The following is a 21362-nucleotide window of genomic DNA, read 5'->3' on the forward strand; positions in this document are numbered from 1 at the left end:
GCTCGGACTGGAAGACCAACCCGGCCACCCAGATCAAGTGGGGCCTGGACTACATGAACTCCCGCTACGGCAGCCCCGTCGGCGCCTGGAACTTCTGGCAGTCCCACCACTGGTACTGAGCCGACCCGGTTCGCCACCACGCCGCCGCCGGCGGCCAACGCACCACAACGCCCGACCGGAGACCCGGCCGGGCGTCTTGGCGTCCGCGGCCCCGAAGGCGCCGGATGACAGGCCGGGGCCCGCGGCCCAGCCGGGCGGCTGGGCGGGCGGGCTGCCGGACGTTCTCCTGCCCCGGCCGACATACAGACGGGCGCGGGTCCGAAAGCGCCGGCCTAGCCGGGGAGACCTGGGAGACGGAAACCCCTGAACAGGTCGTCCACGCCCCGCAGGGCCAGCCCGGCCGGGGCGGCCCGGACCACGAGGTCGCGGACCGCCACCGCGGGCGCGGCCCGCAGAGCCCCCAGGCGGCCGACCCGGCGGGCGCGGACCCGTACGGCGTCGGTCCGGCCCCGCCGGGCGGCGGTGTAGGCGGCGAGGGCGGCCCCGACCGGGGAACCCGAGTGCTGTGGGCCGTCGCCGGCGGGGAGCACGTGGGCCAGGACCACGGCGTCCTCCACGGCCTGGCAGCCGCCCTGGCCGAGGTTGGGGGCCATGGCATGGGCGGCGTCGCCGACCCAGGCGATCCGGCCGTGGTGCAGGCGGGGGAGCGGGGCGGCGAGATCGTAGAGGTCGTTCTGCAGGACGTCGGCTGGGTCGAGCCGCTCGACCCGGTCCAGCAGGCGCGGAATCGGGTCGTGCCACGAGTCGAAGCGCCGACGGAGCTCGGCTCGGGCGTCCGGCGACCGCGTTCCCGCCGGGGCGACCGCGGTGGCGTAGAGGTACAGCCTGCCGTCGGAGAGCGGGGTCACGCCGAACCGCTCACCGCGCCCCCAGGTCTCGCTCATGTCCGCCACCCGCAGGTCCGGGACGTCCACCAGGGCCCGCCAGGCGGTCTCGCCGAGGTAGTGCAGACCGGGATGGCCGGGGAAGAACGCGCGGCGCAACGGGCTGTGGATGCCGTCGGCGGCGACGACCAGGTCAGCGGTCAGGTCCGGCCCGGCGGCCGTACGGACGGTGGGGCGGCCCGTCGCATCCTCCACGGCGGTCACCGCGGTGCCGTAGCGCAGGGCCCCGAGCGGCAGGGCCGCGGCGAGGGCAGAGGTCAACGCCGGACGCGGGACGGCCGTCGGCGGTACGCCGTAGCGGGCCGCCAGGTCCGCGGTGCTGGTCCGGACGAGCCACGCGCCCCCGGGGCGGCGCACGCCCATCGTGACGGGCACGGCGCTGCCCGCGGCATGCGCGGCGTCGACCCCGATTGCGTCGAGGGCGCGCAGCGCGTTGGGGGCGAGTCCGATGCCGGCGCCGGTGGTGGGCGGCTCGGGGGCGCGCTCGCACACGGTGACCTGCCATCCGCGCCGGTGCAGCGCGACGGCGGCCGTGAGCCCGCCGATCCCCGCCCCTACGACGACCGCATGACGCTTCGGCATGGAACACCCCTCCACTGAACCCCCGGCCGACCGATCAACCACGGCACCCGGCCGCGGACCTCCCGTGCCTGGCCGCGCCCCCACCGTACCCGCGGGCCGACGGGCAGCACCGGTCCATGAGGCTCATGCGGGGGTGTGGGTGCTCAGGGGGCTGCGCGCTGGCGGGAGTTGGGTGCGGGGTCGTCGGTGGGAGTTCCCGGCGTGCGTGCTTTGGCGAGACCCGGAGCAACCCCTCCCGGCGGACCTTCCAGCGGGCCATCCGCGTCCCCGTCCCGGGGGTACCCGCCCACCGCCGCCCGGTTCCCCACCGGCGTCCGGTTCCCCGCCGAAGGAGTGGGTAAAATGTCGGAAAAGTGCCGTAAATCCTACTCTCCTTCCCGCGTCAGGAGCGTACGCGATGGCCCCCTGGCTGATCTGGCTGATCGCCGCACTCCTGCTGGGGGCGGCGGAGATCTTCACCCTGACCGCCGCGCTCGGCCTGCTCGCCGGAGCCGCCCTGGTCACCGCCGCCGGCGCGGCGGCCGGGCTTCCCGTGCCGTGGCAGTTCCTGGTGTTCGCCCTCGTTTCGGCGGCCGGAGTGGTGTTCGTCCGCCCGATCGCCCTGCGACGCCTGACCCCGCCTCAAGAGCGCTTCGGCGTGGACGCCCTCGTCGGCGGCTCCGCCTACGTCACCTCCGAGGTGACGGGACTGGGCGGCAGGGTCCGGATCGGCGGTGAGGAGTGGACGGCTTGCGCGTACGACGAATCGATGGTGATCCCGCCCGGCACGACCGTCGACGTCATCGAGATCAAGGGCAGCACGGCGCTCGTCTACCCCCGGGAGTGAACCATGGAAGCATCGGCGTTCCTCATCGTCGGCCTGCTCCTCGCGGTCTTCGCGGTGTTCACCGTCATCCGCGCGGTCCGCATCGTCCCCCAGGCCCGCGCCCGCAACGTCGAACGGCTCGGCCGCTACCACCGCACACTCAAGCCGGGACTCAACGTCGTGATCCCGTACATCGACCGGGTCTACCCGGTGATCGACCTGCGCGAACAAGTCGTCTCCTTCAAGCCCCAACCCGTCATCACGGAGGACAACCTGGTCGTCGAGATCGACACCGTCCTGTACTTCCAGGTCACCGACCCGCGGGCGGCGGCCTACGAGATCGCCAACTTCCTCCAGGCCGTGGAACAGCTGACCGTCACCACACTGCGCAACGTCGTCGGATCCATGGACCTGGAGAAGACGCTGACCTCGCGGGACACCATCAACAACCAGCTCCGCGGTGTCCTCGACGAGGCGACCGGGAAATGGGGCCTGCGGGTCAACCGGGTGGAGATCAAGGCCATCGACCCCCCGCAGTCCATCAAGGACGCGATGGAGAAGCAGATGCGGGCCGAACGGGACAAGCGGGCGGCCGTCCTCGGAGCAGAGGGGCAGCGCCAGTCGCAGATCCTCACCGCGGAGGGAGACAAACAGTCCGCCGTCCTGCGCGCGGAGGGCAACCGCACCGCCGAGATCCTCAAGGCGGAGGGCCAATCGCGGGCGATCGACGAGGTGTTCCAGGCGGTCCACCGCAACGACCCGGACCCGAAACTGCTGGCCTACCAGTACCTCCAGATGCTGCCCCAGCTCGCCCAGAGCCCGGGCAACACGTTCTGGGTGATACCCGGAGAGGTCACCTCCGCCCTCCAGAACGTCACCCGCGCCTTCAGCGAAGTCCTTCCCCAGTCCGCGGCCACGCGGGAAGCCTCGTCGGACGATCTCGCCGTACAGGCCGCGAACGACGCGGCCAAAGCCGCGGAAGCCGCCGCGGAAGCCCTCGCGGACGCAGCGGAGGCCGACGCGTCCGCCGGCCCGCCGCCTCCCCACCTCCCGGCCGGCGCCCCCCACGACGGGCCCGACGCGCCCCCCTCCGCTCCGCGGTGAGGGCGCCCGGGGGAGCAGCCGGTCCGGCGTGCTGACGTCGTTCCGCCGCGCGGATGCGATCACCGGCCCGAAGCAGTGAGCTGGAAGCGGAGAACGGGATCAGGACCACTATCAGTACAGGGATCAGGACCGAGTCCGCGACCGCGACCGGGACCGGGACCGAGTGGAAGGTGGTGAGGGGCGTGGCGCGACCCGTCTGGGCCGGAAACGTGTCGTTCGGGCTGGTCAGCCTGCCTGTCGGCCTGTACACGGCGACCGACAGCCACACGATCCACTTCCATCAGCTCCAGCGCGGCACCTCCGACCGGATCCGGAACCGGCGCGTGAACGAACGCACCGGCGAGGAGGTCGAACTGGACGACATCGTCAAGGGCTACGACGCGGGCGGCGCATACGTCCTGGTCGAGCCGAAGGAACTCGACGAGATCGCCCCCGGCCGCTCGCAGACGCTGGACATCACCGGGTTCGTCGACCTGGACGACATCGAACCGATCTTCTTCGACCGCACCTACTACCTCGGCCCGCGCGGCAAAGGGTACGAGAAGGTGTACAGCCTCCTGGAACAGGCCCTCGCCAAGGCGGGCAAGGCCGGGATCGCCACGTTCGTGATGCGCCAGCACGAGTACCTCGTCGCGCTCAAGGCCGAAGACGGCCTCCTGACCCTCCACACCCTCCACTGGGCGGACGAGATCCGGGACCCGAGGAAAGAGATCGACAGCCTCCCGGGCAGGACGAAGGTCTCGGCCAAGGAGCTGCAGATGGCCGAGAGCCTCATCGAGGCCCTGTCGATGACCTGGGATCCCGGGCAGTTCCACGACACGTTCCAGGAGAAGGTCACGGCCCTGATCGAGGCCAAGCAGGCCGGCGAGACGGTGGAGAAGGCCGAACCGGCCCCGCAGCCGACGGGCGCCGTCGACCTCATGGAAGCGCTGCGCGCCAGCGTCGAACGCACCCGCAACCCCAAGGGCACGAGCGGTGCGAAGGCCACGGCCACCCGCCGCCCACGCGATGCCAACCGCCCACGCGATGCCAGCCGCTCGCGCGCTGCCGGCCCGGGCAGCAACCAGGGCAAGCAGCCGGCCGCCAAGAAGCGCGTCCGTTCCGCGCCCAAGAAGCAGGACCTCACCGCGCTGACCAAGGCCGACCTGTACAAGAAGGCCGCGGCAGCCGATATCCCGGGCCGCTCCCACATGAGCCGCGACGATCTGGTCGACGCCCTGGCCCAGGCTTCGTAACCCCTCGGTGGCCGCGGTGCCAGGCCGCGCGGCGTCGGCCGCCAGGACGGGGGCGGTCAACCGGCTCCCGGAACCCGGCCCGCGAGCGGAGTCCGGCGGCCCCGACGCAGCCGGGCCCCGGACCCCGCCACCGAGCCGGGGGCAGGGCCGGCAGGGCCGGGTCCGGCCGTGACCGCCGAGAAGGGGGAGGCCGAGGACGCGGTCGGGAACGAGCGGACCGCCGCCCCGCCCGCCCGGCCCTTCTCGTCCTCGCCGTCGGGCCCCGGAGGCTGGTGCCCGCGGTCCGGTCCGGCGGACAGGTACTCCCGGAAGACCTCGGCCGAGCGTGGGTTCTCGCTGCACTGCCACACGCCGTGCGGGCAGTAGTCGGTGATGCTGTGGTAGAGCGGCCGGTGCTCGGCGATCCACGCCAACATCCCCTGCATGTAGGCGGGGTTGTCGCCGTTGCGGAAGAGCCCCCATTCGGGGTACGAGATGCGCTTGCGGTGCGCCTTCGCGAAGTCGACCTGCTGCTGGAGCCCGTACGGCTGGGAGACCTGCTCCTCGAAGCTGTGGCCCGGCGGCTGGTCGTAGCTGTCCATGCCGATGATGTCCACCACGTCGTCGCCCGGGTAGCACTTCGTCCACGCGATCGCGTCACCGCCGCGATTGGGGGCGAAATCGAACCGGAACCGCTGCCCCCGTACGGAGCGCACGGCCGCCACGATACGCCGCCAGTACGTCTTCCAGCCGGCGGGGTCGGGACGGCACCGGTGCGTGTAGTTGAAGCCGTTCATCTCCCAGCCGAGCACGAGCACGGCATCCGGCACCCCGAGGCCGACCAGGCGTTCGGCGAGGCGCCGGAAGTGGTGGTCGTACTGCCCGCGGGCGCCGGAGCGGAGCAGCTCGGCGATCCGCGCGTCGGGGACCCCGGCCTCGTTCTGCTGCAGCATGGGCACGTTCAGGACGAACAGCCGGTCGGCTCTCTCCTTGCGCCACCGCGCCCAGCTGCGCAGAGAATCCGGCGCTCCTTCGATGTTCGCCCAGGTGTCGCCGGGCAGGTAGGTGTGCCCGGCGCGCAGCTCGGTCCCGCCGAGCCAGTCCGAGAGGCCGTCCATCCGCTCGACGCCCGGGGAGCCGTAGTGGAGGTACGCACCCACGGCGACCTCGGCCGCGGCGCCGTCGGCCGAGCCCCTGTGCCTCGGCGGGGCAAGGGCGCCTCCGGTGACGAGCAGGCCGGCAGCGGCCGTACTGGCGCAGGCGCCCACGAGCCAGCGGCCTCGACGGGACATGACGCCTCCAGCGGGTTCGGGAACCGATGTCTCAGGCAGCGAGACTAGGCATCCCGTGTGCTTTTCGGCTTGTCCGATCTGCGGGTACTGCGCCATGCGTGGCGGCCGGCCGCTTCCGCTTGACCCGGCCGGGTGAAGCGGCGTGGTCCATGCGCGTGCCGGTGGCCGACGGACCGGCGTGGCGACCTGCCCATCGAGGCCGAGGCCCCGGCCGGGGCCGACGCCGACGCAGAACCCGCCGTACCGGCGGCCTCGCGGAACCGTCCAGCCGTCCGACCCTCAGGCCGAGGCCATCCTGCTTCCGGCGGCGGCGCCTCCCGCTCCGGAGGCCGCCGCTTCGGCTGCGCGGCGGAGCTCCACGCGGCCGGCGGTGGACCATCCGGACGCCTCCCAGTAGGGGTGGGCGCTGATGCGGCAGGAGAGGACGATGAGTTCCCGCCGGAGCTCGGCCGCCCCGTGGCCGGGCCGGTCGGCGAGGTCGGCGAGGCGCCGGTAGGTGGCGGTCCACTGCTGTTGGAGCTGGATCAGGTCGTCGGGGAAGGGGAAGGACTTCATCCACCTATTCAATCAGGTGTTCGAATATATGGGCGAGTCCTTCCCGGGGTGGGGGTGGCGCGTTTCGTGCGTGCGGGAGTGTCGGGCTGCCGCCCGGGCGGGCCGGCTCGATCATGTCGTGCCATGGCACTCGCGAACTGCGCTGGACCGGACACGGGCCTCGCGCCGCCCCCTGGATCTACGGGACGGCCGCGGCGGCGCTGTCACCTGTGGCTCCTGCCGTGCCGCGGCGGCCTCGGGGCCGGCCTACATGTCGCGACGCTTCAGTTTGGCCCAGACCGTTTCCAGGGCCTGGATGTCCTCGTCGTCCAGCCGGTCGTCGAAGACCTCGCGCAGGGTGGCCCGCCGCGTGGCGTCGGCCTCGGCGAAGGTCTGCCGGCCCGCCGTGGTCAGGGCGACGCACACGGAGCGGGCGTCGGTGGGGGAGGGAACGCGCACGGCCAGGCCGCGGTCCTGAAGGGCGTCGACCACGCGGGAGACCTGGCTGCGGCTGAGCAGGGTCCTGGCCCCGAGATCGGAGGCGGGTACGGGTTCGCTCTGGCCCTGGAGCCACAGCATCACCTCGAACCAGGACAGGGGCAGTCCGTGCGTCCGGGACAAAGCCTGGTCGACCCGCGCGGCGAGGGTGGTGCCGGCCCAGATCAGCCCGTAGAAGGCGTGATCGCGGGGGGAGAGTTCGCCCATCGTGAGTTCGGTTCGCGCCATGCGGGCAGCCTACCCGTTTGCGTGTGCACGCACGTAACTATATTGTGTGTGCACACACGTAATGCACCGTCCCGTGTCCTGCCTTCCCCCGCGTCTGGAGACTCCCGTGAGCACGCACACCGCACCCAAGACCGTCCTGATCACCGGCACCTCGTCCGGAATCGGACTCGCCGCCGCCGTCGCGGCGGCCGGCGCCGGCTGGCAGGTGATCGCCACCTTGCGCAATCCCGCCAAGGCCGGGCCGCTGTTGGAGGCCGCCGCCGAGGCCGGGGTGGCCGAGCGCATCCAGGTCAAGCGCCTGGACGTCGTCGACCACGCCTCCGTCGCCACCTGCCTGGAGGAGGTGCTCGCCGAGTACGGGCACCTGGACGCGGTCGTCAACAACGCGGGCGCCGGCCGGGTCGGCACCATCGAGCAGAACGGGCTGGACGAGCTGCGCGACACGATGGAGGTGAACTTCTTCGGCGTCGTGGAGGTCACCCGCGCCGCCCTGCCCCACCTGCGGGCCTCGAAGGGCCGCGTCATCACCGTCACGAGTGTCGGCGGCATGGTCGGACAGCCCTTCAACGAGGGCTACTGCGCTGCCAAGTTCGCGGTCGAGGGCTTCATGGAGTCGCTGGCCCCGGTCGCCGCACGGGTGGGAGTCGGCGTGACCGTGGTGGAACCGGGCGCCGTGGCGAGCGAGTTCGTCGCCAGCGTGGGCGTGGACCTGCCCGCGATGCTGGCCGCCGCCGGGCCCTACGCCCCGGCCCTGCGGGCGTACATTGACCACGTGACCCAGACCTTCACCGAGGCCCAGACCCCGGCCGAGGCGGCCGCGCCGATCATCGAAGCCCTGACCGCCGAGCAGCCCGCCTTCCGGATGCAGACCTCCGACTGGGCCCGTACCTTCGTCGGGCTGAAGACGTCCGACCTGGACGGTTCCGCGGTCCAGAACCTCATGGGGGAGTGGGTCAGCTGACCCGCCGCCCCCGGCCGGCCGCCCTCCCGCCCGCGCGGCGCGACGGGGCTTCTTGCGGCCGGTGGATCACGTAGCGCAGGGAGGGGGCTTTGTTCGACAACGCGGCGGCCACAGGGGTGAAGGCCGGGGTGATCCGTGCCTCCCGTCCCGTTTTGGTGGTTGCACCCGTGGGTTGCGGGCAGGAGGAAGTCCTTGGCGGTGCCGTGTGACCGGCTGGCTTGTGGAGGTTGGAGTGGAGCAACGGGTAGAGGTGGCACCCGACGTCGACGGAGTCCGACTCATCACCTGCACGGGGGACTTCGACCACGACACCCTCGCGCCGCTGCGAGCCGCCGGCGCGGAGGCCGCATCCGATCCCACCGTCCGGTGGATCGCCCTGGACCTCACCGGACTCACCCTCGCCGACTCCTCCATGCTCTCCCAGCTGCTCTTCATGCTGCGCACGGGCCGGCTGGTGCTCGTGAACCGCGTTCCACCGGCGCTTGACTGGATGTTCGATGTCACCGGTGTCCGGGAGCTGTTCCCGGTCGTCGGTGCGGCCGACCTTCGGCGCGCCCTCTGAGGCTGTGACCCTTCCGGTCACAGCATTTGGCGGCGCGGCACGCAGCCCCAGGCAGCGGCGTGCAACAACGACGAAACGCCGTGGCCGCGTTCACACCCGGTCGAACAGGTCCGCGCCGTCGAGGATCGCGAGTTCGGTGCGGGTTGCCTGGCGCTTCCACTCGGGGGCGACCGTGGCGTACGTGGTGACGTCGTGCCAGCAGCCCTGGGTCCGGAACAGCTGGCGCAGCGTCGCCTCGGGGCGGAGGCCGGCGGCGTGCATCACCTGCGGCATGTGGTGGTGGTCGCTGCGGTGGCCGGCCCAGATGCGGTGCAGGCCGAGCCGTCCGAAGCCGTACGCCATCAACAGGCGGCCGGCCTCGTGCCCGTGGCCGCGTACGGGGGCACCGGGCAGCAGGACGAGACTGGTCAGCATCGCATTGCTGCCGTAGTCCTCGACAAGCAGCCCCATCGTGCCGATGAGGGCGTCGTCGTCCAAGGAGCACACGGCGAGGGTGTACTTGCGGCGCGGATGCGTGTGGGGCTGGGCCAGGCTCTGGGCGAATGCCGAGTGGGCCTGGTCCGCGTCCATGCGGTCGATGCCGAGGTAGCGGGTGAGGACCCGGTGGGTCAGGATGCGTTCGAACGCTTCGTGGTCGCCGGCGTGCAGTTCCCGCAACCGCAGGTGCTCGCCGCGGAGTTCGGGAACCCGGGTCACTGCGCGGCTCCGGCGGGGGCGGGCAGGGCGACCGGCGCGCACTGCGGTCCGGCGGGGGGCAGGACAGCCGGGGCCGGCTTGGGGGCGGGAGCGGGAGCCCGCCCGGGGACGAGCCGGTCGAGGTCGAGGTAATGGCGGCCGGAGGGGACGGGCTCGCCGAGCAGGATGCGGCGGGCCGTGTCGGTGACGAGGGCCGCCCCGAGCATGACGCCGCTGGCCAGCTGGGGCCAGCTGGAGAGGGTGCGGCCGATGCGGGGGAGGGCGTCGGTCATGGCCGGGCTCAGGCGGGATGCGTCGACGACGTCGAGCAGGAAGCGTACGGCTCCGTCCCGGTCGAGGTCCCGTACGTGGGCGGAGGTCACCCCTGCGGCACGGCCGTGGAAGAGCGGGCGGTCGGGTTCGAGGTCGAAACGCTCGATGTCGAGCAGACCGCGGTCATTGGTGTCCATGAGGACGGGGACGCCGCGGCGCCGCGCGTGTTCACGGGAGGCGACCTTGACCCATGGGGTGTCGCACTCCTCGATCAGCAGGTCCAGGCCGTGGTCCGCGTCGCCGAAGAACTCCTCAATGCTCTCCTCGGTGACGCCCTGCCGGTGGACTTCGATGTCGAGGTAGGGGTCGAGCTCGTACATGCGCCGGGCGCACAGCACGGTCTTCTCCAGGCCCAGCTCGTGCACGCCGGCCCGCAGCCGGTTGAGGTTGGAGAGGCTGAGGCGGTCGAAGTCCGCCAGCCGGAAGGATCCGCCGACTCCTTCCATGGCGCAGGTCAGCGCGGCACTGCTGCCCACCGAGAGGCCGATGACGCCCACCCGGCGCTCCAGCAGCTGCTGTTGCCCACTGCGGGTGATCTTGTCGCGGTTGCGGTCGGTGCGCACCAGCCGGAACTCGGGTGCGGGCAGTACGTGGACCAGGCGTCCCGACCACGGGTACCAGGCCCACCTGCCGTACGCCTCCGGACGGCCGCCCAGGGTTTCGGCGACCGCGCGGTCCAGGTCCCGCGGGCCGAGGGCGTCCTGGGGTGAGAGGCAGCACAGCAGCTCCGCCACCTGCTCCTCGATGCGGTCGTGGACCTCGCGCAGCCGGGCCGAGTCCCGCAGGTCGGCCAAGACCGCGGCGCCGTCGGGGCGTGCGGCGTCGATCAGAAGGGGGCGAAACGATTCGCTGGCTTCGCGGGGAGAGGGCAGCGCGCAGCGTTCCGGCTCGGGGCCGGACTTGTCGTCATGGATCACGGCCACGACGCTAGCAAGCGGACGATCTTGACCGGCCGGTCGTCACCCGTGGGGGCGCACTCGAATTGATCTTCTACTCAAGTGCGCCCCTGCACGCTCCCCACGCCCATCGCGCACCCTTCACGCCCCGGGGGCGCCGGTAAGGCCAAGCCTCAGGGCAGTCACGGAACGGAGGTCCGGGAGCGTCCCGTTACGAGCTGAGCGTCCGGAGGGCCGCCGCGTCGTACGGCTTCAGTTCGTCGAAGCGGTTGCCCAGGACCTTCGCCGCCCACTGCGGGTCCTGGAGCAGCGCCCGGCCGACGGCGACCATGTCGAACTCGTCGCGCTCCATGCGGTCCAGGAGGTTGTCGATGTCGCCGAGCGCCGCGCCCTCGCCGACGAAGGCGCGCAGGAAGTCGCCGTCCAGGCCGACCGAGCCCACGGTGATCGTCGGCAGGCCGGTCAGCTTCTTGGTCCAGCCCGCCAGGTTCAGGTCGGAACCGTCGAACTCCGGGAGCCAGTAGCGCCGGGTGGAGGCGTGGAAGACGTCGACGCCGGCCGCCGCCAGCGGGGCCAGGATCGCGCCCAGTTCCTCCGGGGTCTCGGCGAGCCGGGCGCCGTACGCCTCCTGCTTCCACTGCGAGTAGCGGAAGATCACCGGGAAGTCGGCCGGGACGCGCTCGCGGACCGCCTCCACGATCTCCGCGGCGAACGTGGTACGGGCCACCGCGTCGCCGCCGTACCCGTCGGTGCGGCGGTTGGTCCGCTCCCACAGGAACTGGTCGAGCAAGTAGCCGTGGGCGCCGTGCAGTTCCACCCCGTCGAAGCCGATCCGGGCAGCCTCCTCGGCGGCGTCGGCGAAGGCGCCGATGACGTCGTCGAGGTCGGAGCGGGTCATCGCCCTGCCGGTCCCCTCGGTTCCGTCGACACGGATGCCGGAGGGGCCGACCGCGGGCGCATCGGCGTACGGGGCCTCGCCCTGCTTGCGCACCATCCCTATGTGCCACAGCTGCGGCACGATCGTGCCGCCGGCCTCGTGCACGGCCGCGGCGACCTTCGCCCACCCCGCCAGCTGGTCCTCGCCGTGGAACCGCGGCACCCGGTCGCTCTGCCCGGCGGACTCGTGGCCGACGTAGGTGCCCTCGGTGACGATCAGGCCGACACCTGCGGCGGCGCGGCTGGCGTAGTACGCCTGCACGTCCTCACCGGGCACGCCGTCGGGGGAGAACATCCGCGTCATCGGGGCCATCGCGATGCGGTTGGGGACGGTCAGGCCGTTCAGCGTGATGGGCCGGGACAGGATCTCGGCCGCGCGGGAGGCGGTCGGCGGGGTGACGGTCATGCGGGTCCTCCGGGATGAGGCGGTGGCTCGTCGGGGACGACGAGAAGTGCATAGTACACAGCCTATGTATCATGCATATTGCCGTGGTCCCGGCCCCTGCCGGTGCCCGGGTCCGCGATACTGGAGCGCCGGGAGGAGCGGGAGGCGCAGTGCTGGAGAAACTGGAACGGGAGCTGATGCTGCTCTCGCGGCACCAGGTGCTGGCCCGCCGCGAGCGCGACCCCGAACGCCTGGAGCGTTCGGCCTATCTGCTGCTCAGCCGGATCGACACCCAAGGTCCCATGTCCATAGGCCAGTTGGCGGAAGCCTTCGGGCTCGACACCTCGACCGTGAACCGCCAGACGGCGGCGCTGCTGCGCTGCGGACTGGCCGAGCGCGTCGCGGACCCGGACGGCGGCATGGCCCGCAAGCTGCGCATCACCCCCGAAGGAGGGCTGCGGCTCGCCGGCGACCGCGAGGTCAACCGCTCCTGCCTGGCCCGAGTGGTCGCCGACTGGTCTCCCGAAGAGGTACGGGAGCTGGAGGACGTCCTGGTCCGGCTCAACCGCAGCGCCGAGGCCCTCGAAGGACGGTTCTGGCCGCGCACGGAGGAAGACGACGCCGGCGCCGCCTGCGATCCGCCGACCGAGGACGGACCTGCGAGGCCTGCCCCGTAGGACGCCGGACCCGGTGGCGGCCCGCGCGAGATCGCGTCGCGGACGTTTACGCGGGCGGACCGGTGGAAGAGTCGTGTCCGACGTACGGTCGACCGGCCGGCCGAGCACCTCCGGCGGGGACCGGCCCTCCTCGACGCCATGACCCGAACGGGAGCCCGCCGATGCGCCTCTACGCCCAGACCTCGGCACGCCGCAACCGGCAGGTGCTCGGTGACCTGATCGCCGTCGCCCTGGTGGCCGCCGCCGTGTGGTTCGCCCTCGCCGTCCGGGACGCGATCATGCTGCTGGCCGTGCCGGGGCGGAAGGTCGAGAGCTCCGGCGACGGCCTCGCCGCCGAACTCGACAAGGCCGGCGACGCGGCCTCGAAGGTTCCGCTCGTCGGCGACCTGCTCAAGAAGCCCCTCAAGTCGGCGGCCGACGCCGGCACCGGTTTCGCCGACGCCGGGCAGTCCCTCCAGGACACCGTCGGGCAGATCGCCGACCTGACCACCACGGCACTGATCGCCGTTCCGGTGGCCCTGGTCCTGCTGCTGTGGCTTCCGCCGCGGCTGCGCTGGATCCGGCGGAGCGCCACCGTACGCCACCTCCTCGACACGCCCGGCGGCGCCGACCTGCTCGCCCTGCGCGCCCTCACCGGACCGCTGGGCGACCTCGCTGCGCTCCCGGCGCCCCCGGGCGGTCTCGCCGACGCCTGGCGGCGCGGGGACCAGCAGGTCATTGCCGACCTCTCGGCGCTCACGCTGAAGAGGGCCGGCCTGCGGCCCTGACGGCGGGGGCGGGCGGGTGTGTGGCGCGTCGGGGCGCGGGTCAGATCACCATCGGGGCCTCCGACCACCGGCGGACGCGGTACGGGGCCCACCACAGGAGGTCTCCGAAGCGCAGGACGAGGGTCTCGGCCATCAGGTCCTCCAGGACCGGCTGCGGGATGGCGTCGACGTGGGCGCCGTCGGTGAGCGCCGCGATGGCCTCGTGGTACTCCGGCTCGTCGATGGTGAAGCGGCGCAGCTCTCCGTAGCGCCGGTCGCGCACCTGGATGAAGCCGGGGCCGTACCGGAAGACGCACTTGCAGATGTAGTAGGCATTGCGCCACTCCCGTGCCGCCGCGGCCGGGTCGGCGGTCCCGAGGACGGCGGTCGGCGGGTGGAGGTGGCCGTAGTGCCGCCAGGCGTCGGGGTCCGGGCCGGCGTGGAGCTGCCAGTCGACCGAGACGGCCAGGCTGGACAGGTCGCCCACGAAGCTCAGGGCCCGGACCGTCCAGGCCGCGTCGGCGGTGTCCGTCACGTCGACCGGGCGCGGAAGCGTGACGTGCCGGGCTCCGGCGGCGAAGAGCCGCCGGGCGGCCTCTCCGCCGGACAGGTCGATCTCGTAGCGGCCCAGGGACATGGCGGGCAGCGTGCCCACCTCGGGGTCGTAGTCCCGCGAGGCGGTCACGGTGAAGGGGGCGGAGGCGGAGTAGGGGGCGGTACCGGTGAGTACTGGAGTCATCGTCGTCGTCATCCCTCGGTGCTGGCGGTCGTCCGGCGTGCTGCGGTGCCGTGTTCCCCGGCGGGTCGGGCGGTGTCGCCGAGGCGGCCCGGCGGCGGTGGTGGCGCGCCGGTCAGGCGGTCGTCACGGCCAGCTCGGCGTCACGCGCCGAGGTGTGCCGCATGAAGTCGATCCGCAGGAACTCCTCGTTGAGCGCCGGCGGCGCGATCTGCACGAACTGCCCGCTGTCCTCGAAGACCACTCCGAGCGCCCGCCACCGGGTCAGGACCTCCCGCAGGGCGGCCTCGTCCACCTGGTGCGCGTCGTGCAGCTTGCGGGCGGCGGCCTTCACCGTGTGCGGCTGGTCGAGCAGCCGGAACAGGGCCAGTTCGAAGGGATCGGTGAGTTCCAGGTGCGTCCAGTCGAAGGCGCGGCGCTTGCTCACGAGGATGATCCGGTCCTCCAGGTCGCAGTGGGTGAGGCGGCTGCCCGAGTAGTTCCGCTTCCAGTGCGTGATGCCCGCGTCCAAGCGGCGGACGACCTCCTCGTCGATCCCTCGGGGCGGTACGTCGAAGACGTACGCCAGGTCGAACATCTCGGCGTCGGGGAGGTCGTAGGTCAGCCGGTACGGTTCGGCGGGGCGCAGTTCGGAGAACCCGAGCCCGGGGTTGTCGAAGTACGGGCTGAACCGCTCGATCGCGATGCGCGAGGAGGGCCCCACGGGCGGGTTGAGGTGCTCCAGCGCGGCGAGTTGGGCCACCACGTCCTCATAGTCCTCGGCATCCTCGCCGGGGAAGCCGTGCAGGTAGTTCCAGGCCACCGAGAGGCCGACGGTGGCGGCGTCGCGGAGCATCCGGACGTTCTGGCCGCCGGTGACGCCCTTGTCCATCAGCGTCAGGACCCGGCTGTTGAGGCTCTCGATGCCCGGCTGGACGAAGATCAGACCCGCGTCGGCGAGGGTCTGGAGCTGCTTCTGCCGCATGTTGGACTTGATCTCGATGTGCATGCGCAGGTCGAAGCCGCTGTCGATGATGCGGGGCAGCACCGTGTTCACGTACCCCATGTCCAGGATGTTGTCGACGACGTACATGTCCAGGACCCGGTGCCTGCGCGCCAGTTCGATGATCTCGTCGTAGAACACGTCCGGGCTCTTGCTGCGGAACTCCATGAACGAGCCGTTCAGTCCGCAGAAGGTGCAGTGGTGCTTCTCGCCCCACCAGCAGCCCCGCGCGCCCTCGACCACCAGCTTCGGCTCGACCCAGTTGCGCGCGTGGGAGGAGGCGAGCCGCTCGAAGTACCCGGCGTAGTCCGGCGCCAGGATGGAGGCGGGCGGCAGCGGCCGGGTGCTCATGGCGTTGACGACGGAGGCGCCGTCCGCGCCGCGCCAGCACAGCCCGGGCACCTGCGACAGCGGCGCGTCGGCGTCCAGCGCGGTCAGCAGCGCGGGGAACGACACCTCTCCCTCACCGCGCAGGACGTAGTCCACGAACGGGAAGTTGCGGTGGACGGCCTCGCCCTGCTTGCCGTCGCAGTTGGCGCCGCCCATGGCGGTCGCGATGTGCGGGGCGAGGCGCTTGACGTACTTGGCGGCGGCGAGGGCGGCCGTGTTCTGCTGGAACGTCGAGGTGAAACCGACCACGTCCGGGTTCAGTTCGACGATGCGCTCGGCGATGTACGCGACGAAGTCGGGCGCGGTGGTGTGCAGCGCCTTCGTCATCTCCATCCGGGCCCCGCGGACCCGGCTGCCCATTGCTTCGGTGAACTCGGAAACGCGCCAGTCGGGGTCGTCGTAAAGGGCGGAGGAGAACACCCAGTCGCCGCAGCCGAGAAAATAGGATCCGAGTGCGTAGTAGGAGTAGTCCTCCAAGGTGAATTCCGTGTTCTTGGTGATCCAGTCCACGTATTCGAGATTGGCGTGGAGAACGTCCGCCGTTCCGTTCGGAACACGCTCGTCGACACTGCGCTTGAGAATTCCGAGAGCCAGCGACGGGAGGTCGATCGGGGCCCAGGGCATGTTCACCAGGAGTACGCGCACGGCTGGCCTCTTCTCATGTGATCAGGCTGTGATCAGGGCACGGAGACAACGGTCATCGGTCACGGTTCACCGGGCTCAGATCACCGGTCGTCGGTCGTCGGTCGTCGGTCATGGGTCCGGGTGTGGTCGGGGCCGGTCGCGCACGGGTGCGGGGCCGGCCCCGTGGTGCTACTTGTCCTCGTCCTCCATCTCCTCCGCGGAGCGGAGGTAGACGACGACGCCGACGCCCGGCTTGCGGCTCTCCTCGTCGCCCTCGAGCGGGTCGCCGTGGATGATGTCCTTCTGCATGATGTTCACCTCCTCTCCGGGTGCGGGGACGGCTCGGCCCGTACGGGCGCCGGAGGCAGCCCGCGGCCGAGAAACCTGAGGGACCGCTGGATCACGGCCAGGTGGTCGGCCCCGTCATAGCCGTCGTGGCCCGAGTCCAGCCACATCAGCTCGTGGGCCACACCGCCCGCGCGCAGGACGGCCAGGTACGCCTCCACCTGCTCCGGCGGGCACTTGGCGTCCCGCCGCGCGGCGACGACCAGCAGCGGGGAGCGGATGGCGGCCGCGTACGAGGACGGGGAGGCGTGCGCGTAGGCCTCCGGTACCTCGTCCGGAGTGCCCCCGAACAGCTTCGTGTCCAGCTCCTGGAGGGCGGGCGTCGAGTGCCGGAAGGCCGTGGTGCAGTCGGCGAGCGGCTTGACGGCGACCCCGGCGTCCCACAGTTCCGGGCGGGTCCCCATGGCCAGCAGCGTCAGGTAGCCGCCCCACGACGTGCCGCACAGGCCCACCGCGCCCGCCCGGCCGATGCCGCGCTCCAGCAGCTCGGCCCGGGCCCGCACCAGGTCGGCGACCTGGGTGTGGCCGACGCCCTCGGAGTAGGCGGAGCGCCAGTGCGGCCCGTAGCCGGTCGATCCCCGGTAGTTCGTGCGGGCCACGGCGTAGCCCGAGCCGACGAGGGCCTGCACCATCGGGTCGTAGGCGTCGCGGTCGTGGTCGGCGGGGCCGCCGTGGACGAGGAAGACCAGCGGGTACGGTGCGGGACGGTCGGCGGGGGTGGTGACGAGGGTGTGCACCGGTCCGTCGGGCCCGGCCGTCCACAGGTCCCGGCGGCGCCCGAACCGGGGCAGGCGCCACTGGCTCTGCCCGGGCAGCGACGCGCCCGACAAGGTCAGTGCGCGCGGCACGTTCACCGCGTCGGTCCAGATGAAGTGGACGTCACCGTCGGCGGCCGGCGACGCGTCCAGGATGCTGCCTTCCGGGGTGGGCACCGGGGTCAGCGCACTGCGGTCGAGGTCGGCGGTGAACAGGCGGCTGCGGCCGTGCCGGTCCTGCCGGACCAGGACTCGCGGAGCCCCCGGACCGGGGTACCAGCGGGCCGTCGTCTCCGTGTCGAACGAGCACCAGGGCAGCAGTTCCACGCCGCGCCCGGGAGCCCACGTGCCGAGGTGGTAGCGGCCGGCCCGCTCCCGCATGACCAGCAGCAGGGCGCGGCCGGCCGCCGCAGCGGGCCGGGGTCCGGTCCCGGGCAGCGGGACGGGTATGGGTTCGGATGCGGGTGGGGAAGCGGGGGCGAAGCCGAGGGCCCAGGTGCGTTCGTCCGTGCCGGAGAGCACCGCGACGGTGGTGCCGTCCGGGCGCAGCACGGTCACGGCGCGGTCGGAGTGCGCCGGCCCCGAGACCGCCAGCAGCCGGCCGTCCGGCGCCAGGTCGCACAGGGTGCCGGAGGCCGTCGTGTGCAGGACGGTCGCGGCTGCGCCGCCGCGCCGTCCGATGTGGACGCTGAGCCCCTCCGGACTGCGGATGCCGACGGCGACCCTGCCCCCCGCCCCGAGGGCCAGCCCGGCGGGCCGGCCGTACGGCAACCCGGTCAGCCCGGGACGGTCGGGGCCGCCGTCGAAGGCCTGGGTGCGCCAGCCGCCGTTGCCGGCACGGTCCTCGTCGAACCACCAGACGGTCTCGTCCTCGTCGATCGCGCACAGCAGGGTGCCGTGCGGACGGTCCGTCACCTGCCGGGCCGTGCCGCTGGAGCGGTCCCAGGTGAAGATCTCGCACCGGCCTTCGGCGTCCCCGGTGTACACCATCCGGTCCGGATTCCGCGGACTGACCACCGGCAGCACCGGCCGGTAGACGCCGTAGGTGCGCGTGGCCGTCTTCGGCGGGGCGGGAGTCACGGCGCCTCCCCTGCCATGAGTCCGGCCCGGGCGGTCGCGTACAGCGCCAGGCCGGCGAAGGCGCCCGCGCAGCCCAGCGCCACCGTACGGCCCCCGTACGCAGCCACCAGGACCCCCGCCGTCACCGGCGCGAGCACGGCGACGCCCTGGCCGGCCGTGCCCAGTACCGTGCCCATCCGGGCCAGCAGGCGGTCCGGGGTCACCAGCATGGCCCGGGTCTGCAGGACGACGACCACGGACGGCACGATCAGCGACACCCCGCCCAGCAGCAGCCCGTAGCCCCAGGTCCGGGACGCGAACGCAAGCCCGGCCGCCGTGGGCACCATGGCCCACGAGGCGCCGGTCACGATCCGCGGCGCCGGAACCCGCTGGACCAGCCACGGCGCGGCGAGCGCGCCCAGCAGCCCGCCGACACCCGCCAGGGTGAGGATGAGGCCGATGGAGGAGGGGCTGGCGCCCCGGTCGTGCGAGGTGAACACCGCGTGGAAGTAGAGGGCGCCGAGCAGGGCGTTGATGCCGGCGGTCCACACCACGACGAAGCGCAGGAAGGGCTCGTCGCGCACGAAGCGCAGACCTTCGGCGAGGTCACGGGCGAAGGAGGGGGCCGGGCCTTCGCGTTCGGGCGTCAGGTCCGCGCGGATCGTCTTGCTCAACGCGGCCACCAGCAGGAAGGATGCCGCGTCCGCGAGGAGCGGGACCCATCGCGCCAGCTGGTACAGCACGCCGCCCAGTGTCGGTCCGACGATCTGTACGGCCTGGTCGCGCGCCTGCAGGTATCCGACGGCCCGGGCGTACCCCTCGGGCGGCACCAGCCGCCGGATCGTCCCGGAGGCCGCGGCCCCGTAGGTGGCGCTGGCCGCCTGCTCGACGACGGCCGCGACGAGGACGTGCGCGAGGACGACGTGGCCGAGGGCCACGGCCACGAACACCGATCCCATGGCGGCCGCCGCGACCAGGGCCGCCCCGTACATCATCGGCTTGCGCGGCCACCGGTCGGCGTACACGCCCGCGACCGGCGAGACCACCAGACCGCTGACCAGGGCCACCGACGCGACGAGTCCGGCGAGGCCGGCCGGATGTCCGGCGCCCAGCAGGATCAGCGGAAGGAAGAGGGAGGAGGCGCAGGTGCCGAGACCGTCGATGGCGCCCGCCGCCCAGAAGAAAGTGAAATCCCGGCTGCGGAACGGTGAAGTGGACGGAGAACGGGGTGGGGAGGGGGGTTGTGGCTCAACCTCGGGTAATAAAGGGCCGGAATGCTTTAATTTCTCGTCGGCCTCGCCCATCACATATCCCGCTCAGGAGGTATTGGTGACGCTGTCGCACCCACAATGCCCCCATGAATAGGTGGACTTACGGCGGTTGAGGGTTGCGATCGTATCGAACGCGGACACCTGTCACAACACCCGCGTTCGAATGGGAATTCTGGATCAAGGAATGCGGTTTTCGGAGGCTTCTTCTCTCACCTGCATCACTTCAATCCCTTCCGACACGTCCGGAGCGCAGCCGGGGACACCGGCGCCGGGCGCGCTCCCGCGGACCCCGCCCCGCCTCCCCGATGGCGGAGGCGGGGGGCGGGGGCGGGGAGGAGGCGGGCGGAGGCGGGGGAGCCTGCGGGGTTCAGCTGCTGGTCACCGGGGTGTCGGCCCGTGCGGGCCGCCGGCCTTCCCGGGGTGCCGGTGTCGCGCGGGGGCGGCCGAGGTTGCGGGCCAGGAGTTCCGTCGACTGCGCCACACCGATCGTGGAGTCGGCGCCGGGGTCCGGCAGTCTGCCGTCCTCGGCCTGCAGCGCGGTCAGGGTGTCCACGATGGCCCGGTGTGCGGCGAACAGGCAGGGCGTGCTGTAGATCGCGGCATCGACGCCGAGGGCGGTCAGTTCGGTGAGGGAGAAGCGGGGGGACTTGCCGCCGCCGATCTGGTTGAAGAGCAGCGGCTTGTCCCCGGCCGCCTCGCGTACGAGCGCCAGCTGGGCGGCGCTCCGTACGCCGTCCACCAGCACCATGTCGGCCGCCGTGGAGGCCAATTCGCGGGTGCGCCGCAGGATCTCCGCCTCGTCGGTGGCATCGGTGCGGGCGACGACGAACAGGTCCCGGCGGGCTTCGAGGACCCGGTCCAGCTTGGCGAGGTACTCCGGCAGGGGCAGGATCTGCTTGCCGTCCGCGTGCCCGCAGCGGCGCGGGCGCTGCTGGTCCTCCAGGATCACCCCCGAGGCTCCGGCGCCCTCCAGCCGGCGTACGACGTGGGCCGCCACCTCGGGGTCCCCGTAGCCGTCGTCGATGTCGACCAGCAGATGGTGCGCCGGGAACGCCGACCGCAGCCGCTCGGTGAAGGCGACCATGTCGGGCCAGGCGATGAAGCCGACGTCCGGCAGGCCGTGGAAGGAGGCTGCGAAACCGAAGCCCGAGACGAAGAAGGCGTCGTAGAGGCCGGAGGCCACGGACGCCGAGTACATGTCGTACACCCCGATGAGCGGGGTCGTACCCGGACCCGCCACGGATCCTCGTAGTGCGCTGCCGTAGGGCGCGTCCACCGTGCCACCTCACCCGCGGGACCCCCGTCGGGTCCGGTTGCGGCGATCCTGACGCAGCCGTCCGGAGCAGGAACGATCCCGCCGGACGCGGGCGCGCCCCGTTCACCCGGATGAGCCCGCGACGCGCCGCGTGGCGTGCGCCGCCACCCGCGACGAGTCGCCCCGGGCCGCCGGGCGGGCGGGCAGCCGGGCGGCGGGCCGGACTACCAGCCGAAGCGCCGGTCGACCTCCCTTGAGAACTCCTCGAAGGTCAGTACGTCGTCGCCGTCCGCGTTCGCGGCGTCGAACAGGGCCGAGGAGGCCTCCGCGTCCCGCACTCCCCAGAACGGCAGGTCGCCCCGCGCAGCGAGGGTCGGGCCCTTCGCCCGGAGGGCCGAGATCACCTCTGCCCTGGTCAGGGCGCCGTCCGCATTCAGATCGAGCGCGTCGAACAGGGTGCGGGCCTTGTCGCTCATCACGCGTTCCCTCTCCGCGGGGCCCGGCCGGCCCGCGCATCCTGTGGGCAAGAACGACGGGGGCTGCGCCCGGGTTCCCCCGCGGGCGGGGGAGCGG

The 21362-nt window shown here is 72.3% G+C and carries 20 protein-coding genes and 1 pseudogene; 8 read left to right on the top strand and 13 right to left on the bottom strand.

Annotated features, from left to right (window positions below; genetic code table 11):
• Positions 1 to 119: pseudogene (locus ACLJTM_RS13745) on the top strand (lytic transglycosylase domain-containing protein); the annotation flags it as partial.
• Between the two features lie 213 nt (positions 120 to 332).
• On the opposite strand, the gene ACLJTM_RS13750 reads toward ACLJTM_RS13745, so the two are convergent.
• Positions 333 to 1526 carry an FAD-dependent oxidoreductase gene (locus ACLJTM_RS13750; RefSeq protein WP_411103811.1) on the bottom strand — a complete coding sequence of 398 codons (1194 nt, stop codon included), beginning with the start codon at positions 1524 to 1526 and terminating at the stop codon, positions 333 to 335.
• Between the two features lie 397 nt (positions 1527 to 1923).
• Here ACLJTM_RS13750 and ACLJTM_RS13755 point away from each other — a divergent pair, with 397 nt between their 5' ends.
• The 3 genes from ACLJTM_RS13755 (at position 1924) to ACLJTM_RS13765 (ending at position 4670) form a co-directional block, all read left to right on the top strand.
• On the top strand, positions 1924 to 2352 hold the full coding sequence (locus ACLJTM_RS13755) for an NfeD family protein (RefSeq protein ID WP_411103812.1): 429 nt from the start codon (positions 1924 to 1926) through the stop codon (positions 2350 to 2352).
• 3 nt (positions 2353 to 2355) lie between these two features.
• Entirely contained in the window at positions 2356 to 3435 is a 1080-nt protein-coding gene (locus tag ACLJTM_RS13760) for an SPFH domain-containing protein (protein WP_411103813.1), read from the top strand.
• A gap of 182 nt (positions 3436 to 3617) precedes the next feature.
• Complete coding sequence (locus ACLJTM_RS13765) at positions 3618 to 4670, top strand: Ku protein (RefSeq protein WP_411103814.1); 1053 nt, start codon at positions 3618 to 3620, stop codon at positions 4668 to 4670.
• A gap of 56 nt (positions 4671 to 4726) precedes the next feature.
• Here the strand turns inward: ACLJTM_RS13765 and ACLJTM_RS13770 are convergent, their stop codons facing one another.
• The 3 genes from ACLJTM_RS13770 to ACLJTM_RS13780 form a co-directional block, all read right to left on the bottom strand.
• Positions 4727 to 5941 (bottom strand): glycoside hydrolase family 26 protein, encoded by a 1215-nt coding sequence (locus tag ACLJTM_RS13770; RefSeq protein WP_411103815.1) that lies wholly within the window; start codon positions 5939 to 5941, stop codon positions 4727 to 4729.
• Positions 5942 to 6220: 279 nt separating this feature from the next.
• A complete protein-coding gene (locus ACLJTM_RS13775; protein ID WP_411103816.1) occupies positions 6221 to 6496 on the bottom strand; it encodes a hypothetical protein in 276 nt (91 codons plus the stop codon).
• A gap of 246 nt (positions 6497 to 6742) precedes the next feature.
• Complete coding sequence (locus tag ACLJTM_RS13780) at positions 6743 to 7201, bottom strand: MarR family winged helix-turn-helix transcriptional regulator (RefSeq protein WP_411103817.1); 459 nt, start codon at positions 7199 to 7201, stop codon at positions 6743 to 6745.
• A gap of 106 nt (positions 7202 to 7307) precedes the next feature.
• Between ACLJTM_RS13780 and ACLJTM_RS13785 the strand changes: the two genes are divergently transcribed.
• Positions 7308 to 8162, top strand: coding sequence for an SDR family NAD(P)-dependent oxidoreductase (locus ACLJTM_RS13785; protein ID WP_411103818.1), 855 nt, complete (start codon positions 7308 to 7310; stop codon positions 8160 to 8162).
• Between the two features lie 232 nt (positions 8163 to 8394).
• Positions 8395 to 8724, top strand: a complete 330-nt coding sequence (locus ACLJTM_RS13790; protein WP_411103819.1) for an STAS domain-containing protein — start codon at positions 8395 to 8397, stop codon at positions 8722 to 8724.
• A gap of 90 nt (positions 8725 to 8814) precedes the next feature.
• Here ACLJTM_RS13790 and ACLJTM_RS13795 read toward each other — a convergent pair whose 3' ends face one another.
• The 3 genes from ACLJTM_RS13795 to ACLJTM_RS13805 form a co-directional block, all read right to left on the bottom strand.
• Positions 8815 to 9420, bottom strand: a complete 606-nt coding sequence (locus ACLJTM_RS13795; RefSeq protein WP_411103820.1) for a GNAT family N-acetyltransferase — start codon at positions 9418 to 9420, stop codon at positions 8815 to 8817.
• Positions 9417 to 10649: a ThiF family adenylyltransferase gene (locus tag ACLJTM_RS13800; RefSeq protein WP_411103821.1), complete on the bottom strand. Its 1233-nt coding sequence runs from the start codon at positions 10647 to 10649 to the stop codon at positions 9417 to 9419. Before ACLJTM_RS13800 ends, ACLJTM_RS13795 begins: the two co-directional genes overlap by 4 nt.
• 190 nt (positions 10650 to 10839) lie before the next feature.
• The gene (locus ACLJTM_RS13805) at positions 10840 to 11970 is read right to left on the bottom strand and encodes an NADH:flavin oxidoreductase (RefSeq protein ID WP_411103822.1); all 1131 of its coding nucleotides are present in this window, start codon (positions 11968 to 11970) and stop codon (positions 10840 to 10842) included.
• A gap of 152 nt (positions 11971 to 12122) precedes the next feature.
• On the opposite strand from ACLJTM_RS13805, the gene ACLJTM_RS13810 reads away from it, so the two are divergent.
• Both ACLJTM_RS13810 and ACLJTM_RS13815 read left to right on the top strand, forming a co-directional pair.
• Positions 12123 to 12626, top strand: a complete 504-nt coding sequence (locus tag ACLJTM_RS13810) for a MarR family winged helix-turn-helix transcriptional regulator (RefSeq protein ID WP_411104308.1) — start codon at positions 12123 to 12125, stop codon at positions 12624 to 12626.
• 161 nt (positions 12627 to 12787) lie between these two features.
• On the top strand, positions 12788 to 13393 hold the full coding sequence (locus tag ACLJTM_RS13815; RefSeq protein ID WP_411103823.1) for a hypothetical protein: 606 nt from the start codon (positions 12788 to 12790) through the stop codon (positions 13391 to 13393).
• A 40-nt stretch (positions 13394 to 13433) separates the two neighbouring features.
• On the opposite strand, the gene ACLJTM_RS13820 is transcribed toward ACLJTM_RS13815, so the two are convergent.
• The 6 genes from ACLJTM_RS13820 to ACLJTM_RS13845 form a co-directional block, all read right to left on the bottom strand.
• Positions 13434 to 14111 carry a DUF5825 family protein gene (locus ACLJTM_RS13820; protein ID WP_411103824.1) on the bottom strand — a complete coding sequence of 226 codons (678 nt, stop codon included), beginning with the start codon at positions 14109 to 14111 and terminating at the stop codon, positions 13434 to 13436.
• 112 nt (positions 14112 to 14223) lie between these two features.
• Entirely contained in the window at positions 14224 to 16125 is a 1902-nt protein-coding gene (locus ACLJTM_RS13825) for a RiPP maturation radical SAM C-methyltransferase (protein WP_411103825.1), read from the bottom strand.
• Between the two features lie 293 nt (positions 16126 to 16418).
• Positions 16419 to 18284, bottom strand: coding sequence for a prolyl oligopeptidase family serine peptidase (locus tag ACLJTM_RS13830; RefSeq protein ID WP_411103826.1), 1866 nt, complete (start codon positions 18282 to 18284; stop codon positions 16419 to 16421).
• Complete coding sequence (locus tag ACLJTM_RS13835; RefSeq protein ID WP_411103827.1) at positions 18281 to 19567, bottom strand: MFS transporter; 1287 nt, start codon at positions 19565 to 19567, stop codon at positions 18281 to 18283. The genes ACLJTM_RS13830 and ACLJTM_RS13835 overlap by 4 nt, the downstream gene beginning before the upstream one ends.
• Positions 19568 to 19901: 334 nt before the next feature.
• Positions 19902 to 20810: an oxaloacetate decarboxylase gene (locus ACLJTM_RS13840; protein ID WP_411103828.1), complete on the bottom strand. Its 909-nt coding sequence runs from the start codon at positions 20808 to 20810 to the stop codon at positions 19902 to 19904.
• A 203-nt stretch (positions 20811 to 21013) separates the two neighbouring features.
• Positions 21014 to 21265 (bottom strand): EF-hand domain-containing protein, encoded by a 252-nt coding sequence (locus ACLJTM_RS13845; RefSeq protein WP_411103829.1) that lies wholly within the window; start codon positions 21263 to 21265, stop codon positions 21014 to 21016.
• Between the last annotated feature and the right edge of the window lie 97 nt (positions 21266 to 21362).

This window comes from Streptomyces sp. cmx-4-9 (assembly GCF_046548835.1).
Taxonomy (GTDB): domain Bacteria; phylum Actinomycetota; class Actinomycetes; order Streptomycetales; family Streptomycetaceae; genus Streptomyces.

Coding starts and splice junctions, on each gene's coding strand:
- ACLJTM_RS13760 (WP_411103813.1), top strand. CDS start 2,356: ATGGAAGCATCGGCGTTCCTCATCGTCGGCCTGCTCCTCGCGGTCTTC.
- ACLJTM_RS13805 (WP_411103822.1), bottom strand. CDS start 11,970: ATGACCGTCACCCCGCCGACCGCCTCCCGCGCGGCCGAGATCCTGTCC.
- ACLJTM_RS13775 (WP_411103816.1), bottom strand. CDS start 6,496: ATGAAGTCCTTCCCCTTCCCCGACGACCTGATCCAGCTCCAACAGCAG.
- ACLJTM_RS13750 (WP_411103811.1), bottom strand. CDS start 1,526: ATGCCGAAGCGTCATGCGGTCGTCGTAGGGGCGGGGATCGGCGGGCTC.
- ACLJTM_RS13845 (WP_411103829.1), bottom strand. CDS start 21,265: ATGAGCGACAAGGCCCGCACCCTGTTCGACGCGCTCGATCTGAATGCG.
- ACLJTM_RS13755 (WP_411103812.1), top strand. CDS start 1,924: ATGGCCCCCTGGCTGATCTGGCTGATCGCCGCACTCCTGCTGGGGGCG.
- ACLJTM_RS13770 (WP_411103815.1), bottom strand. CDS start 5,941: ATGTCCCGTCGAGGCCGCTGGCTCGTGGGCGCCTGCGCCAGTACGGCC.
- ACLJTM_RS13815 (WP_411103823.1), top strand. CDS start 12,788: ATGCGCCTCTACGCCCAGACCTCGGCACGCCGCAACCGGCAGGTGCTC.
- ACLJTM_RS13835 (WP_411103827.1), bottom strand. CDS start 19,567: ATGGGCGAGGCCGACGAGAAATTAAAGCATTCCGGCCCTTTATTACCC.
- ACLJTM_RS13780 (WP_411103817.1), bottom strand. CDS start 7,201: ATGGCGCGAACCGAACTCACGATGGGCGAACTCTCCCCCCGCGATCAC.
- ACLJTM_RS13820 (WP_411103824.1), bottom strand. CDS start 14,111: ATGACTCCAGTACTCACCGGTACCGCCCCCTACTCCGCCTCCGCCCCC.